The organism is Nocardia jiangxiensis NBRC 101359, from assembly GCF_000308615.1.
GTDB lineage: Bacteria > Actinomycetota > Actinomycetes > Mycobacteriales > Mycobacteriaceae > Nocardia > Nocardia jiangxiensis.
Genome location: NZ_BAGB01000027.1, coordinates 205,855 through 220,485, shown reverse-complemented (window position 1 = coordinate 220,485; position 14,631 = coordinate 205,855). Strand labels below are relative to the sequence as shown.

14 protein-coding genes are annotated in these 14,631 nt (G+C 66.4%); 8 read left to right on the top strand and 6 right to left on the bottom strand.

Annotated features, from left to right (window positions below):
- Window positions 1-22: 22 nt before the first annotated feature.
- Window positions 23-664 carry a carboxymuconolactone decarboxylase family protein gene (locus ON40_RS09450; protein ID WP_040820640.1) on the bottom strand — a complete coding sequence of 214 codons (642 nt, stop codon included), beginning with the start codon at window positions 662-664 and terminating at the stop codon, window positions 23-25.
- 46 nt (window positions 665-710) lie between these two features.
- A complete protein-coding gene (locus ON40_RS09445; protein ID WP_040820638.1) occupies window positions 711-1,277 on the bottom strand; it encodes a VOC family protein in 567 nt (188 codons plus the stop codon).
- A gap of 128 nt (window positions 1,278-1,405) precedes the next feature.
- On the opposite strand from ON40_RS09445, the gene ON40_RS09440 reads away from it, so the two are divergent.
- Genes ON40_RS09440 through ON40_RS09415 form a run of 6 tightly spaced genes read left to right on the top strand, consistent with a single transcriptional unit; the run spans window position 1,406 to window position 7,236 of the window.
- Window positions 1,406-2,041: a TetR/AcrR family transcriptional regulator gene (locus ON40_RS09440; protein ID WP_040820636.1), complete on the top strand. Its 636-nt coding sequence runs from the start codon at window positions 1,406-1,408 to the stop codon at window positions 2,039-2,041.
- A 28-nt stretch (window positions 2,042-2,069) separates the two neighbouring features.
- Window positions 2,070-3,332 (top strand): CaiB/BaiF CoA transferase family protein, encoded by a 1,263-nt coding sequence (locus tag ON40_RS09435; RefSeq protein ID WP_051192886.1) that lies wholly within the window; start codon window positions 2,070-2,072, stop codon window positions 3,330-3,332.
- On the top strand, window positions 3,329-4,237 hold the full coding sequence (locus tag ON40_RS09430; RefSeq protein ID WP_040820635.1) for a hydroxymethylglutaryl-CoA lyase: 909 nt from the start codon (window positions 3,329-3,331) through the stop codon (window positions 4,235-4,237). Before ON40_RS09435 ends, ON40_RS09430 begins: the two co-directional genes overlap by 4 nt.
- Before the next feature lie 49 nt (window positions 4,238-4,286).
- Window positions 4,287-4,673, top strand: a complete 387-nt coding sequence (locus tag ON40_RS09425; RefSeq protein WP_040820633.1) for a nuclear transport factor 2 family protein — start codon at window positions 4,287-4,289, stop codon at window positions 4,671-4,673.
- Window positions 4,673-5,860: an acyl-CoA dehydrogenase family protein gene (locus ON40_RS09420; protein WP_174435018.1), complete on the top strand. Its 1,188-nt coding sequence runs from the start codon at window positions 4,673-4,675 to the stop codon at window positions 5,858-5,860. Before ON40_RS09425 ends, ON40_RS09420 begins: the two co-directional genes overlap by 1 nt.
- Complete coding sequence (locus ON40_RS09415) at window positions 5,851-7,236, top strand: phosphotransferase family protein (protein ID WP_245567730.1); 1,386 nt, start codon at window positions 5,851-5,853, stop codon at window positions 7,234-7,236. The genes ON40_RS09420 and ON40_RS09415 overlap by 10 nt, the downstream gene beginning before the upstream one ends.
- A gap of 65 nt (window positions 7,237-7,301) precedes the next feature.
- On the opposite strand, the gene ON40_RS09410 is transcribed toward ON40_RS09415, so the two are convergent.
- From ON40_RS09410 to ON40_RS09395, 4 genes are all read right to left on the bottom strand, one after another.
- Window positions 7,302-8,540 (bottom strand): cytochrome P450 family protein, encoded by a 1,239-nt coding sequence (locus ON40_RS09410; RefSeq protein WP_040820631.1) that lies wholly within the window; start codon window positions 8,538-8,540, stop codon window positions 7,302-7,304.
- Window positions 8,541-8,549: 9 nt separating this feature from the next.
- Window positions 8,550-9,755 carry a cytochrome P450 family protein gene (locus ON40_RS09405; protein WP_245567729.1) on the bottom strand — a complete coding sequence of 402 codons (1,206 nt, stop codon included), beginning with the start codon at window positions 9,753-9,755 and terminating at the stop codon, window positions 8,550-8,552.
- 414 nt (window positions 9,756-10,169) lie between these two features.
- A complete protein-coding gene (locus ON40_RS09400) occupies window positions 10,170-11,690 on the bottom strand; it encodes a long-chain-fatty-acid--CoA ligase (protein WP_040820629.1) in 1,521 nt (506 codons plus the stop codon).
- 37 nt (window positions 11,691-11,727) lie between these two features.
- Entirely contained in the window at window positions 11,728-12,633 is a 906-nt protein-coding gene (locus ON40_RS09395; RefSeq protein ID WP_040820628.1) for a cyclase family protein, read from the bottom strand.
- Between the two features lie 202 nt (window positions 12,634-12,835).
- Here ON40_RS09395 and ON40_RS56000 point away from each other — a divergent pair, with 202 nt between their 5' ends.
- Together ON40_RS56000 and ON40_RS09385 are read left to right on the top strand one after the other, a co-directional pair.
- Window positions 12,836-13,249 carry a histidine phosphatase family protein gene (locus ON40_RS56000; RefSeq protein ID WP_083895527.1) on the top strand — a complete coding sequence of 138 codons (414 nt, stop codon included), beginning with the start codon at window positions 12,836-12,838 and terminating at the stop codon, window positions 13,247-13,249.
- Between the two features lie 412 nt (window positions 13,250-13,661).
- Window positions 13,662-14,612, top strand: coding sequence for a hypothetical protein (locus ON40_RS09385; RefSeq protein WP_157186245.1), 951 nt, complete (start codon window positions 13,662-13,664; stop codon window positions 14,610-14,612).
- The last annotated feature ends 19 nt before the right edge of the window (window positions 14,613-14,631 follow it).

Sequence of the window (14,631 nt, the reverse complement as noted above, 5' to 3'; positions counted from 1 at the left end):
GTTCAGCCCGGGAAGCCGAAAGTCACTGTCCCCCGGACAGATCCGCGGACAGGTCGGCCACCTCGACGCCCTCGGGAATCCGGACCTCCTCGACGGGCTCGGGACGGTCGTCGAATTCCAGCCGCAAGGCACGGCACATGGTGGCGTGCATGTCGTACAGCGCGGTGATGTAGGTCAGCTGCAGGATCTCCGGATCACTGAGGTTGGCCTTCAGCACCGCGAACACCTCGTCGGGCACCCGGCCGCCGTCGTAGACGAGCCCGTCGGTGTAGGCCAGGATGGCTCGCTCGAGTTCGGAGAAGCAGTCGGCGATCTGCCAGTGCGGGATCGCGGCGATCTTCTCCTCGCTGACGCCCAGCGAACGCATCTGCTTGCAGTGCTGGGAGAACACGAATTGACTGCCGCGAGCATATCCGGCCCGGCTCTGCCCGAGCTCGCGCAATTTCGGATCCAGCGTGGCATTGCGGTAGACCGCGAAACCCTTTACCGCGTGGCGGAATACGTCCGGGGACTGCGCGAATACGGTCCACCAATCGCCGGGAGTGGCGTGAATGGTGCCGTGGTCGACAGCCGGATCCTTGTCGGGGCCGAACAACCGGTCGTAGAAGAACAGAATTCGTTCGTCGGTGACTTCGGCGCGCGGCACTTCGCGAAGACGCGGCATGGTACGTGATCCTCTCGGGTGGTACAGATGTGATGATGCGGAATGATCAGAGTCCGGCGGACACGTTCCGGTCCGCGGCGGTCTTGGGCTCGTGCTTCACGTCGTCCTCGGTGAAAGTGCGCGTCCAGCAGGCGAATTCGAGCAGTACGCCGTCGGGATCCTGGAAGTAGAACGACCGCACGAAGGTCCCCTCGTGCACCTCGCGCGAAACGCCACGGGGGCTGTCGTCGTGATTGAGAATCCGGCTGACCTTGATGCCCTCGGCAGCGACTCGCTCGTAATATTCGTCGAACAACTCCGGCGGCACCGCGAACGCGACGTGATTCATCGAACCCACCCCGCTGACCAACTCACCCTCGTCGGGCAGACCCTTCGGCGCGGCGAGCCCGGGAGTGGCATCGGGTGCGTCGGCGAGCCAGAAGAAGGCGAGGCTGTTTCCGCCCCCGCAGTCGAAGAAGAAGTGCTGCCCCAGATTACCGGGCAGTTCTATAGTCTTGATCAACGGCATACCCAGTGTCCCCGAATAGAAATCAATGGTTCGCCGCATATCGGAGCACACCAGCGCGAGGTGATTGATCCCGCCTAGTCGGTACTTCGGATTGGAGGGGCTCATGGCATTCCTTCCTGCTGTGACGGTTCGACGTCCGGAACCGATCCGCTGGCCGCAACCACGAACTCGTACGGTTTCGACGCCCACAATATGACTTGACAGTCATGTCATGTTGTTGGATAGTGTGATCCGTGGCGAAGTCATCTGTCAATAGCCCCGCCGCCGCGGCCGACACCTTGACCCCGCGCGGTCGCAAGACGCGCGAGGCGTTGCTCGATGCCGCGCGGACGGTCTTCGAATCGGTCGGCTTCCTGGACACCCGGGTCGAGCAGATATCGCAGGAGGCCAACGTCTCCTACGGCACCTTCTATCGCTACTTCGAGTCGAAGGAAGACGTCTTCGGCGAGCTGAGCACCCGGTTGTTCGAGGATATGCACCGCCGCGAACCGACCGCGGCCGATCTGTCCCCCGCCGCCAAACTCGTTGCGGCCAACCGCTCCTACTATCGCGCGTATCGACGCAACGCCCGGATGATGGCGATCGTCGAACAGGTCGCGACCTTCAACGAGGAGTTCCGCAGACTGCGGCACGAACATCGCCGTCAGCTCATCGATCGCACGTCCAAGGCCATCGCACGCTGGCAGGACGAGGGGCTGGTCCGGCCGAAGCTCGATCCCGAACTCGCGGCGCGGGTCATGGCCGCGATGGTGGAACACACGATCTATCTGTGGCTGATTCAGGGCGAGGACGCCGACGAGGACGCCCTGCTGGACACGCTCGACCGGATGTCCGTCGGCGCACTCGGACTCGATCCGGACCAGCAGTAACACATCGGCGCCGAGTCAGGAGGCACCCATGACATCAGCTCTCTCCCCCACGGGCGACGCGAGCACCACCCCCGGCCCGCTGGACGGCTTCCGCGTCCTGGAGCTCGGCACGCTCATCGCCGGGCCCTACTGCGGTCGCCTACTCGGCGACATGGGCGCCGACGTGATCAAGATCGAGGCGCCGGATCGCCCCGACCCTCTGCGGGACTGGGGTCAGGCCCAGGGCGGTCACCAGTACTTCTGGGCCGTGCACGCGCGCAACAAGCGGTGCATGAGCCTGGATCTGCGCACCGAGGCGGGCCGGGAGATCTTCCTGGATCTCGCGGCCACCGCCGATGTCGTGGTGGAGAGTTTCCGGCCGGGCACGCTGGAACGCTGGGGCATCGGATACGAGGAACTCACCGCGCGCAATCCGCGACTGGTACTCGCGCGCGTATCCGGATACGGCCAGACCGGGCCGTACGCCGAGCGTCCGGGATACGCCTCGGTCGCCGAGGGCATCAGCGGTCTGCGCCATCTCAACGGATTCCCGGGTCAGGCGCCGCCGCGCATGGCCTTGTCCATCGGGGACAGCCTGGCCGGTCTGTTCGCCTTCCAGGGGGTGCTGGCCGCCCTGCTGGTGCGCGAACGGACCGGGCGCGGGCAGATCGTCGACGCCGCGCTCACCGAGGCGTCGCTGGCCATTCAGGAGTCCACGGTTCCCGACTACCACAAGACCGGCCATGTGCGGCAGCCCTCGGGCACCCGGCTGGACCGGGTGGCCCCATCGAATCTGTATCTGTCCAAGGACGGGTTGTGGGTGATCATCGCGGCCAATCAGGACACGGTGTTCCGGCGGTTGACCGCGGCCATGGGACGTCCCGAACTCGCCGACGATCCCCGCTACGTCGATCACGGCGCGCGCGGTGAGCATCAGGACGAACTCGACGAGCTGATCGGTTCCTGGGCAGCGGATTTCAGCGCGACGGACCTGATCGAGGAACTCGCCCGGCACGGTGTCGTCGCGGGTCCGGTGAACACCGTCGCCGAGGTCATGCAAGATCCACAGTTCCTGGCCCGCGGCATCTTCGTCGATCATGCCGATCCATCGTTGACCAGCCAGGACGCCGGATTCGATCCGGTTCCGGCCAAGGGGGTCGGCGTGGTGCCGCGCCTGAGCGAGACCGCGGGCGGGGTGCGCTGGGGTGGTGCGAGCCGTCCGGGGACGCATACCGACGAGGTGCTCACCGAGGTGCTCGGCTACGACGACGATCGCCTGTCCCGGCTGCGCGAACAGGGCACGATCGCATGAGCGCCGCCGACGCCGTCGACATCCGCGAGGTCGGTCCGCGCGACGGACTGCAGATCGAGGAGCCGATCCCGACCGAGGCCAAACTCGAATTCATCGATGCGCTCGTGGCGACGGGCGTACGCCGGATCGAGGTGACCTCCTTCGTCTCCCCGCGTGCGATACCGGCACTGGCGGATGCGGAAGCCGTTGCCGCCCAGCTGGATCGGTGGCCGGACGTGCAATTCTCCGCACTGGTCGCGAGCCTCGGCGGCGCGCGGCGGGCGTTGGCCGCGGGAGTCACGCACATCGAATACGTCGTATCCGCCTCGGACGGGCACAGCCAGGCCAATGTCGGACGGGACAGCGCCGCGTCGGTCGCGCTCATCGCGCCGATCGCCGAACTGGTCCACGAGGCGGGCGGACACCTCGAGGTGATCATCGCCATCGCGTTCGACTGCCCGTTCGACGGCCCCACCCCGCCCGAGCGGGTGGCCGAGATCGCCAGGAGCGCAATGGCTTCGGGGGCGGATGCCTTGGCCGTCGCCGATACGATCGGCACCGCATCGCCGATCCGGATGGTCGATGTCCTCGGGCGCGTCCGCGCTGCCGCGCCCGCGACCGTTCCGGCCGTCCACCTGCACAACACCCGCGGTCAGGGGCTGGCCAATGCCTGGGCCGCCTACGGTGCGGGAGTGCGTCGATTCGATTCCGCCGCAGGCGGTCTGGGTGGCTGCCCGTTCGCGCCGGGAGCCAGCGGCAATATCGCCACCGAGGAACTGGCCTACATGTTCGAGGACGGCGGAATCGCCACCGGCATCGATATCGACCGGGCCCTGGACGCGGCCCGGCTGATCTCCGGCCTGCTCGGCAAACCCGTCGCCAGCAATCTGCTCGCCGCGGGCGGCCGTTCCGTGCCGACCCGCTGATCACCCTCGATGAGCAGCGAATTATCCACCCCGGGAAGAGGTCCCCATCGTGAATGAACTGGCCGATCGCTTCTTCGCCGCTGTCACCAGCGGCGATGCGGCAGCGTTGACCGATATGTACGCACCCGATGCACGCATCTGGCACAACGAGAAGAACTCCGAGGAGACCGTCGCGGAGAATCTGCGGGTGCTGCGCTGGCTGTCGCGGACGGTGGAAAACCTTCGCTACGAGGATATCCGGCGTTATCCGCTGCCCGAGGGCTTCGCCCAGCAGCACGTCGTGCGCGGTAACCTTCCCGGGCACGGGCCGCTGGAGATTCCGGCCGGATTGTTCGTGCAGGTGCGGGACGGCCGGATCACGCGCATCGACGAATATGTGGATTCGGCCGCGCTCGGGCCGCTCTATGCGGTATCGGCCTCTACCCGGGAGCAGTGATGACGACCATGGACCGGCCCGAGGGCCACATCGCCGAATTGACCGCGCGCATGCGGGAATTCATCGACGGAGAGGTCATCCCGCAGGAGCCGGTACTGATCCGGGACGATGCGGCCGCGACCGCGGAGCTCGACCGACTGCGCACCCGGGCCAAGGAGCTGGATCTGTGGGCGCTGGGGCATCCGGCCGAGATCGGCGGCGGCGGAGTGCCTTTCCTGGACTTCGTCTATCTCAACGAGATCATCGGCCGATCGGAATTCGGTCAGCTGGCGGTGGGTTCGGTTTCCATGCAGGACACCCTGATGCTGTACCGGCACGGCACCGAGGAGCAGCGCCGCCGCTGGATTCCGCCGATGGTGGCCGGGGACGTGCTGCCCTCGGTCGGGCTGACCGAGCCCGAGGTCGCCGGATCCGATCCGACGCTCATCGCCACCCGCGCCGAACTCGACGGCGACACCTGGATCATCAACGGGCACAAGTGGTTCACCACCGGTGCGGCGCAGGCGGCCTACTGCACGGTATTCGCCAACACCGAATCCGATTCCGTGCCACGGCATTCTCGGATCAGCGCGATCATCGTGCCGACCGACACCCCCGGCTTCGAGATCGTCCGCTCGATCCCGACCATGGGCCACGACCCCAGCGACCACTACGAGGTCCGGCTCACCGATGTGCGCGTGCCGGCCGAGGCGCTGCTGGGCGAGCGCGGCAAGGGTTTCGCGGTGGCACAGGATCGGCTCGGGCCGGGCCGGATCTTCCACTGCATGCGCTGGCTCGGGCAGGCCCAGCGGGCCTACGAGCTGATGTGCGAGCGCGCCAACACCCGCTACGCGCACGGTTCCCTGCTCGCCGAGAAGGGCGAAATCCACCGGTACATCGCCGAATCCGCCGCCGAGATCCACGCCGCCCGGCTGATGACGCTCGACGCGGCCCGCGCGATGGACGCCGGGGAGGACTACCGGATCCGAGTCGGACTGATCAAGTTCTGGGGTGCGCGCATGCTGCACAACGTGATCGATCGCGCCATCCAGGTGCACGGCGCGCTCGGCCTGACGGCCGACACTCCGCTCGAGCGCATGTACCGGCAGGCCCGCTACGCCCGCGTCTACGACGGCCCGGACGAGGTGCACCGAATGTCCACCGCCCGCCGACTGCTACGCTCTCCCGAGGCGGCGCCGTGGCTGTGACGCCGGCTTCCCCTGGGCCGGAGTCGATCACGCTGGCCGAGGGCGTCGGCGAGGTGCTGCGCGCAGCCACCGGACGCACCATCGGCGAGGTATCCCTGCGCCGATTCACCGGCGGCGCGAGCAAACAGGTCTACGCCGTCGACGCCCGCGACGACGCGGGCGCGGCCGTGCGCGCGGTGCTTCGCCGCGATCCTCCCGGGCACGGCGACGCCGCCCGGATGGGCGCCGAGGCGGCCTGCCTGCGGGCCGCGGCCGTGGCCGGGGTGCCGGTCCCGGCCGTACTCGCCGCCGCGAACACCGCACCCGGGATCGATGCGCCGTATCTGCTGATGGAGATGGTCGAGGGCGAGTCGATTCCCCGTAAGCTGCACCGTGATCCGGAGTTCGCGCCGGTGCGCGATCGGCTCGCCGCCGATCTGGGCCGCGTGCTGGGCCTGATCCACCGCACCCCGCTGGACACCCTCGACTCGCTCGACGACGAGGACCCCCTGGATACCATCGAGCAGATCTACCGGGGTCTGGACGAGCCCCGTCCCGCGGTGGAGATGGGTTTGCGCTGGCTGCGCGAGCATCGCCCGCCGCCGCGCCGGAAAACACTGGTGCACGGCGACTTCCGGCTCGGCAACTTCCTCATCGCCTCGGACGGCGTGCGCGCGGTCCTGGACTGGGAGCTGGCGCACCGCGGCGATCCGATCGAGGATCTGGGCTGGCTGTGCGTGCGCGCCTGGCGTTTCGGCGCACCGGCCCCGGTCGGCGGGCTCGGTACCCGCGAACAACTCCTGGACGGTTACGCACAGACCACCGGAATCCGGCCCGCGCCGGAGGAACTGCACTGGTGGGAGACGTTCGGCACACTGAAGTGGCTGGTGCTGAGCAGATTTCAGGCCGAACGTCACCTGGGCGGCCAGGAGCGCTCGGTGGAGCTGGCCGCCATCGGACGGCGCGTCTGCGAATCGGAATACGATCTGCTGTCCGTGCTGGGCATGCTCGACGAATCCGTCGTGGTCCCGGCCGCATCCGAACCGGCGGCCACGGTCCACGATCGCCCCCACCTCACCGAGATGCTCGACCTCGTCGCCGACACGCTCACCGAGGAGATCGCCCCCACCCTGACCGCCGAACAGCAACGTCAGCGATTCCTGCTGCGGATCTGCGTCAATCTGCTCGGTACCGCGACTCGCGAACTGCACGCCGGACCGGCGGCCACCACCGAGGTCGCCGAGCTGCTCGGTGAGCTGGACTGCGATTCGGAAGCCGAACTCGCCGCGGGATTGCGTTCGGGCGCACTGTCGTACTCCGACAACGAGGTTCGCCGAGCGGTCTCACTCGCGGTGCTGTCCCGCCTGGAGGTCGCCAATCCCCGGCACCTGCACTGATCGGGAGCAGCGCCCGCCTCTGCACGAGGCGGGCGCTGTTCGAATTCTGCCCGGACGAAGCGTCGCTAAGCGCTCAAGCGAACCGGCAACGCCTGGTGGCCGTTCATCACGAAGTTCTGCATCGGCCGCAGTTCATCTGCGGCAGAGGCTAATCGAAGCTCCGGAAACCGGGACAGTAACGCGGGCAGGGCGATTCGCGCCTCGAGCCGGGCCAGGGGTGCGCCCAGGCAGTGGTGCATCCCGTAACCGAAGGCCAGATGCCCCCTGCTGCCGGTCTCCCGGTCCGATGACGGGTTGAACTCACCGGCGCTGCGCCCGAACGCCTTCCGGTCGCGATTGGCTCCCGCGAACGAGGCCAGGATCGCTTCGCCCTTGGGGATCCGGACACCGCCGCCGAGGTCGAGATCCACGCGCGCGAATCGGAACGGCATATTCGCGATCGGCGACTGCCAGCGCAGGCTCTCCTCGATCACCTCTTCCCACTCGACCTCCCCGGCGAGGGCCGCCGCACGGGCCTGCGGATGGGTCAGCAGCGCTAGGATCGTCTGGTCGATCAGATTCACCGTCGTCTCGTGCCCGGCGCTGATGATCAACGTCAGGGTGTCCAGCAGTTCCTGATCGCTCAGCAGCGGACCGGTGGCCTCGTCGGGGCCGGTGATCAGCGTGCTGGTCAGATCGTCGCCCAGATGCTCACGCTTGTAGGCGATCAGCCGGCCGACCAGCTCGAGCAACGCCATGAAATCCTTCTGCACCTGTTCCGGCGGGGCGGAAGTATCCAGTGTGCCGTCCGCGTGCTCGCACAGTGGAGTTCCGATTTCCGACGGCACCCCCATCAGTTCGGTGATCACCTTGATCGGCAGCGGACGCGCGAAATCCGCTCGCAGGTCCGCGATGTCGCCGTCCGGGGTGTCCGCGAGCGCGTCCAGCAGATCGCTGACCATCGCCTCGATCCTGGGCTGCAGGGCCTGTACCCGGCGCGTGCTGAACGCGGGACCCACCGCCTTGCGCAGGCGTGCGTGGTCCTCCCCCGAACTCCGCAGCATGTTGCGCAGGCCGATCCACGGAGTCATCACCCAGTCGGCCGGAATCCGGCCCTCCCGCAACGTCGTCCAATCCTGCGGCTCCTTGGAGACCTGCGGATCGGTCATCAAACGCCGCAGTATCGCGTAGTCGGTGACCATCCACACCACCACCCCGCCGGGCAACTCCACCCGGCCCGCCGGGCCCAGTTCTCGAATGCGGGCAATTTCGCCGTGGATATCGGTGCCGGCCGGGTCCAGCACGATGGGTTGATTGTCCGTCACGGGAACTCCTTACAAGCGGGCGGACGGTTCGAACCTCGACGACGTAGCGATCTGCATCGGCGCCGTGGCCGGGAACTCCACCGGCAGTGAAACCAGTGCGCGATGGAAAGGCCCCGGACGCCAGGATAATTCGCTCAGCGGTATCGCGAGCTTCATATCCGGCAGGGCATCGATCAGCAGATCGATGGCATCCTGCGCGATCGTCCTGGCCATCATCTGCGCCGGGCAGGCGTGCGGGCCCGCGCCCCAGGCCAGATGCGACCGGTTGCCGGTGCGATCACCACCGGCGATACGCGGATCGTTGTTGCAGGCCGCCAAGCCGATCAGCACCGGTTGATCCGCGGGCAGCCACACCTCGTCGACCAGAATCGGCTGGCGCGGATACATGATCGAGAAGTTCGTCAGTGGCGGATCCTCGAACAGCACCTCGTCCAGCGCGTCCTCGGTGGAGAGCGCACCGCTGATCAGCCCGCTGCCGAATCGGTCGTCGCTGAGCATCAGCAGCATCGTGTGCAGGATCAGGTTGGCCAGCGGCTCGGTTCCCATGGAGAACAGCAGCGCGGCCTGATTGATCACCTCCACGTCGTCCAGGCGGCCGGGGTCGGTGATCAGTGCCGAGGTGAGATCCTTTCCCGGCCTGGCACGTTTGTCGGCCACGACCCCCGCCAGCGCGCCGATGAACATCTCCTGCCCGGCCTGCGCGTTGACGGTGTCCAGCATCGCCGCCATTCCGGCCCACGCCTGCCGCGCCGCTTCGGTCGGAAAACCCATCAGATTCGCCAGCACCTGGAAGGTCAGCGGGGCCGCGTACCGGCTGAGCAGATCACAGCCGCCCTCGCCGCAGAAGCCGTTGATGAGTTCTTCGGCGGCATGGCCGACCAGATCGTGCAACCGATTCAGATCGACCTCGCGCAGCGCCGCGAAACTGCTACGGAACCGCTGATGTGTCTCACCGGTGGTGCGCAACGCGTTGGCACGGGCCTCCAGGAACGGCCGGACCGGGCAATCCTCGGGGACCGAGCGCTGCCAGCGACTCGGATCGGCCGGGAAATGCTCGGGGTCGCGCATGATCCGTAATGCCGTCGCATAGTCCAGAACCAGCATCGCCGGGACGCCGGGCGCCAGCTCCACCGGCGCGATCGCGCCGAATCGCGCGCGCATCTCGTCGTAGGCGTGATGCGGATCGGCCGCGAACTCCGGCTCGTACAGTCGCACCTGGTCCCGTCTCGATCCGGTCGGCGATGTCTCGTACCCCACCGATACCCCCTGCGGCGGCATATTCACCCGGCCACCACCTGCGCCTCGGTCGACGCCGAACTCCTGCTACCTCTGCCGATCCCGCACTCCACACGTCGGCCATGCACGCCGGTGATCCTCTTTTCTGCATCGCACTTCACGGAAACATCTCGGCGCGCGGACCGCGCCGAACGGTTCGAACACCTCGGAGATGGATCGAATTCCGTTGCGGCAGACGCTACCTCAGCATGGTCCAGGGCGCGCGAGATGATACGCGATCGGATCGGATTACCTATTCCCAGCAGTTGCACACAGCATGGGAATCCAGTCGCGCGTACCGGAGACGAAAGACGCCCGCTCCCACGGGGAACGGGCGTGCGCCGATCGGATTTCTCACGAGAACTGCTGGCGTAGCTCCCGTTTGAGAATCTTTCCGGTCACATTCTTCGGCAGTGCTTCCACGAACTCCACCCGGCGCGGCACCTGGAACCCGCCCAGTTGCTCGCGGCATCCGGCGATGATGTCCTGCGCCGTGGCGGTGGCGTTCTCGCGCAGGACGATCACCGCGCAGACGACCTCACCCCAGGTGTCGTCCTGCACACCGATCGCGGCCGCCTCCGCGACGCCCGGCTGCCGATACAGGGCCTGTTCGACGGTCAGCGAGGCGACGTTCTCGCCGCCGCTGATGATCAGATCCTTCTTCCGGTCGACGATGTAGACGAAACCCTCCTCGTCCTGGCGGACCAGGTCGCCGGTGTGGAACCAGCCGTCGGTGAACGCATCGGCGGTGGCCTGCGGATCCTTCCAGTAGCCGAGCATCACCTGATCGCCGCGCACGATCATCTCCCCGACCTGTCCGGTCGGCACATCGGCGAACTGGTCGTCGACGATGCGAATTTCGGCCAGCCGCATGGGTTTTCCGGCCGAGGCGAGCAGTCCGGTCTCCCCCTCCGCCGCACGACGGTGCGCGAACTCGTCCAGATGCAGGACGTTACCGGCGAGTTCGGTCATACCCATGCCCTGGTAGAAGTCGCAGCCGAACCGATCGAGTCCGGCGCGCAGCACCGCGGCGGGGATGGCCGAGGAGCCGTAACCCACCGCCTGCAGGGTGTCGAGGGAATGTTTGTCCAGCTCCGGATCCTGCAGCAGGAAGTTGATCATCGTCGGGGCCAAACCCGTTTGGGTGACCTGCCATTCGTCCACCAGACGCAGGAATGTCGCGTTGTCGTAGGACCGCAGGATCCCGACCGTGCAGCCGAGCAGATGGTTGATCATGACCACGTATCCGCCGATGTGACACAGCGGGAAGCAGAACAGGAACACCGTCTCCTCCGGCACCTCCCACTGCAGCGCCGACGAGGTCACGCCCGCGAGCAGGTTCCGGTGCGAGATCATCACCCCCTTCGGCGCACCCGTGGTTCCGCTGGTGTACACGAGCCAGGCCGGATCGCCGGGGTCCGGAACGTGCTCGGGCGCTTCCGCCGCAGCGCCCGAGAGGAATTCGTCCCAGGCGGTGGCGCCGGCGGCGGCTCCGATCGACACCACCGTGGTCACCGACGGTATGCGATCGCGGATACGCTCCACCACCTCGGCGAACTCCGGCGCGATGATCAGCACCCGCGCCTCGGAATGCTCCAGGAGGGAGACGATCTGGTCCGGATGCAGCCGGACGTTGAGAATCGTCAGCGCCATGCCCGCCATCGGGACGCCGTAATAGCAGTCCAGGTACTGCGTGCAATTCGAGGACAGGATCGCGATCCGATCGCCCGGCGAAGCGACGCCGAGCAGCGCATTCGCCAAACGGCGGCAGCGATCTCGCAACTGCCCGTAGGTGATCTGTTCCTGTTCGAACCGCAGCGCGATCCGGTCCGGGTGTTTGCGCGCACCGTATTCGACGATGTCACCGATCAACATCTGTTCTGCTCCTTGCCGATTCGAATCCGACGCACCATCACCGGATCGCCATCGGGTTGATCGGCGAGCCGACACCGCGGGTGAACGGCAGCGGCGGGCCGGTGTAGAAGAAGTCCCATCGCCCGTCGGCGGCGCAGGCCTGCGAAAGGTCTTCGAAGTCCAGCATTTCCGCGAGCGTCATGCCCATGTCGCGGATGAGCACCATATGCAGTTCGAATGCCGTGCCGGGATGTTCGCCCGGCATCACCTCCACGGCCCAGTTGTCCGAGCCGACGACCGCGATATCCTTGTCCCGCAACCATTTCGCACAGGCCAGACTCAGACCGGGCTCACCGGCCATGAAGCTGTTCGGGTCGCGCTCGGTCAGGAATTTCCGGCGCCACCCGGTCCGGAACAGCAGGATGTCGCCCGCGCCGATCTCCACGCCCTGCGCGGCGGCGACCTCGTCGAGTTCGTCGGGCCCGATCGCGGTTCCGGCCTCGAGCCAGTCCACCCCGCGCGCCCGCGCGATGTCCAGCAGTACGCCGCGTCCGGCGATGCCGCCGGCCTGGGTGTGGATGCCGCACTTGTCCGCGCCCTTGACCGTCACCCCGTCGCCCGGATGGCCGTTGTAGAGCTGATCGTCGTAGTGCACGTGCGCCAGCGAGTCGTACTGCGAACCGGCCTGCAGCGGCATGAACACGAAGTCGTCGGCCCATTTGAACCCGCCCGGCAGCACCTGCTCCTGCCCGTTCTCCGACATCAACCGGATCGGATTGATCCGCAGCCCACCCGGCTGCGGCCCGTCTCCGTCGAGCGGAATCCCCAGCGCGAACACCTCTCCCGTCCGGACCAGCCCCGCCGCGGCCGACACCCGTTCGGCCGTGAGCAGATTCGTGGTCCCCCGCTCATCCTCACTCCCCCACCGCCCCCAATTGCTGACCTCCTGGCCCAACGCGCGCATATCGGGAACTTCAGGCACCGCTGCCTCCTCTGGATCCATTCATGACGTGACAGTCATGTCAACTTTCTCGCCCAGTGTGATCGACCGCACTACCGGTGTCAATAGCGCATCGCCGAGGGGGCGGACCACCTACCCGACAACGGGGCGGCCACCCACGGCCGACGGCTCGAACAACGACACTGGAGCGTTCATGCAGCCATGACTGTCACCCACAGGCCGAACACACAGAACTCGATCTGGTCGACGGCCCGCATGCTCACACCTCACGCCATCCGGCCGCCGCGACGCACAACTGGTCGCCGATCGACCGCAGGGCCGCCACGCCCCCCGCGATCGGATAACCGCATCCGACCTTGTCCGATGCGCCGGAACCGCGCAGATTCTCGGCTCCGCACTCCACATCCCCGCAACTACGCCACCCGCGCCTTCGCGAGATCGGCTCCGGGCCGCCGAGGGCGACCGTTCGGTTTACGTTTGCGATCGTGGTATCGATCCGAAAAGACTAGTGACACTTCGTGTTCCAGCCGGTAATGTTGATTCTGGTCGATCGACCATCGCACATACTTGGGGATCCAGTTCTCGAATTCTGTTGTTGTGCAGAAACATTAAGGGGTAACCAACCATGACCTCCGAACACGAGTGCTCGACTTCCGCCGTGGTTATCGCTGCGAGTTTTCCTGTGAGTCGGCTGCGTTCGTAGTGGGCGACTGCGGCTGACATCTCAATCAACTTGTCGCCCAGTCACTTTCGTTCGACAGAACCGACGAACCCTACCCAGGGTTTGCGTCCGTATCGGCACCGAAGGTAATCGTCGGAACTCGCCGAGTTCGTCTCTTTCGACACTTCGAGATACTCCGTGCGAATGCGCGATTTTCGTCCTGCGCGCAGGAGTTCACGGTGAATACCGGTACGCGGAAATCCGAAGTGCGCATATTCATTCGACTTCATTTCGGTCGGCGGCACGTGGGTGCCGTGCCGACCGGCCGGAATTGCTCTGCCTCCCGGATCCGGGAATGAAAGGTGCCGCAATGGAATTCGATGCCACATCAACGAAATTCGATGTCGTGCTCGGCATCGACTCGGCCAGTTTCTCGGCGGGAATCGCCGAGCTCTACAACGCCCCGGACAAGAAGGCATACGACGCCTTCTTCCAAAGCGAATACCAGGGTCAGGGGGTGGAGGGCACCTGGGCGGTGGTCGGGGACGCACCCGCTTTCAGGTTCGAGGCGCCCACGCTGGAGAAATGGCGCGACTCGGTCGACAAGAACGGGCAACACCCGGCCGACGGTGACCTTCCGGCCGATAACGTCTTCGTGCTGTCGATCCCCAGCCTGCAGATGGCCGTCACCAAGCTGCCCACGGTGTCCCCGGAGGTCGAGTTCTACGGGCAGGTGACGCTTGCTACCGATTCCGAGTCGAACACACCGACGGTGTCGCTCACCCCGCTGGCAATCTGGGCGGACGAAAGCCAACTGGGACAGGCGAAGCCGTTCGTCAACGGCATCATCCTGCCGCAAGTGTTCAAGAAGCTCGCCACGGTCCTCGAGGGACACGAGATACCTTCGCAGCAGATCCCTTTCGGGCAGACCACGCTCGACCTCACCATCGTCGGCGTCCTCATCACCGACACGCACCTGATCGTCGTGGCCACGGACGGCGACTCGACCGCCGTGGCGGTGCCGTCCGCATGGCCCACCGAGCCGGTATTCGCGATCGTCAACCGCGGCTATGCCCTGGATCTCGCACAGCAGGCCGCGGCGGCGAACAAGAACAAGACGCTCTACGACAAACAGCCCGACGGAACGAACAAAACGGCCTCCCTCGCGGCCAAGGCGGTCCTCGCGAGCGTGGACAACATCACGGTCAGCTCGACCGATGCGACGTCGTGGTCGGGCGACCTGAACGTGTCCTTCGACGTGTCGGCCACGGTGCTCGGCAGCACGTGCGCATTGAAGAAGGCCAGCAACAACATCCAGTAGAAGCCTCCGAATCCCGACA

What these genes read in the sequence shown, in the direction of transcription:
- ON40_RS09445 (WP_040820638.1), bottom strand. Translation starts at nt 1,277, where the DNA reads ATGAGCCCCTCCAATCCGAAGTACCGACTAGGCGGGATCAATCACCTC.
- ON40_RS09395 (WP_040820628.1), bottom strand. Translation starts at nt 12,633, where the DNA reads ATGCGCGCGTTGGGCCAGGAGGTCAGCAATTGGGGGCGGTGGGGGAGT.
- ON40_RS09450 (WP_040820640.1), bottom strand. Translation starts at nt 664, where the DNA reads ATGCCGCGTCTTCGCGAAGTGCCGCGCGCCGAAGTCACCGACGAACGA.
- ON40_RS09435 (WP_051192886.1), top strand. Translation starts at nt 2,070, where the DNA reads ATGACATCAGCTCTCTCCCCCACGGGCGACGCGAGCACCACCCCCGGC.
- ON40_RS09400 (WP_040820629.1), bottom strand. Translation starts at nt 11,690, where the DNA reads ATGTTGATCGGTGACATCGTCGAATACGGTGCGCGCAAACACCCGGAC.
- ON40_RS09430 (WP_040820635.1), top strand. Translation starts at nt 3,329, where the DNA reads ATGAGCGCCGCCGACGCCGTCGACATCCGCGAGGTCGGTCCGCGCGAC.
- ON40_RS09385 (WP_157186245.1), top strand. Translation starts at nt 13,662, where the DNA reads ATGGAATTCGATGCCACATCAACGAAATTCGATGTCGTGCTCGGCATC.
- ON40_RS09420 (WP_174435018.1), top strand. Translation starts at nt 4,673, where the DNA reads ATGACGACCATGGACCGGCCCGAGGGCCACATCGCCGAATTGACCGCG.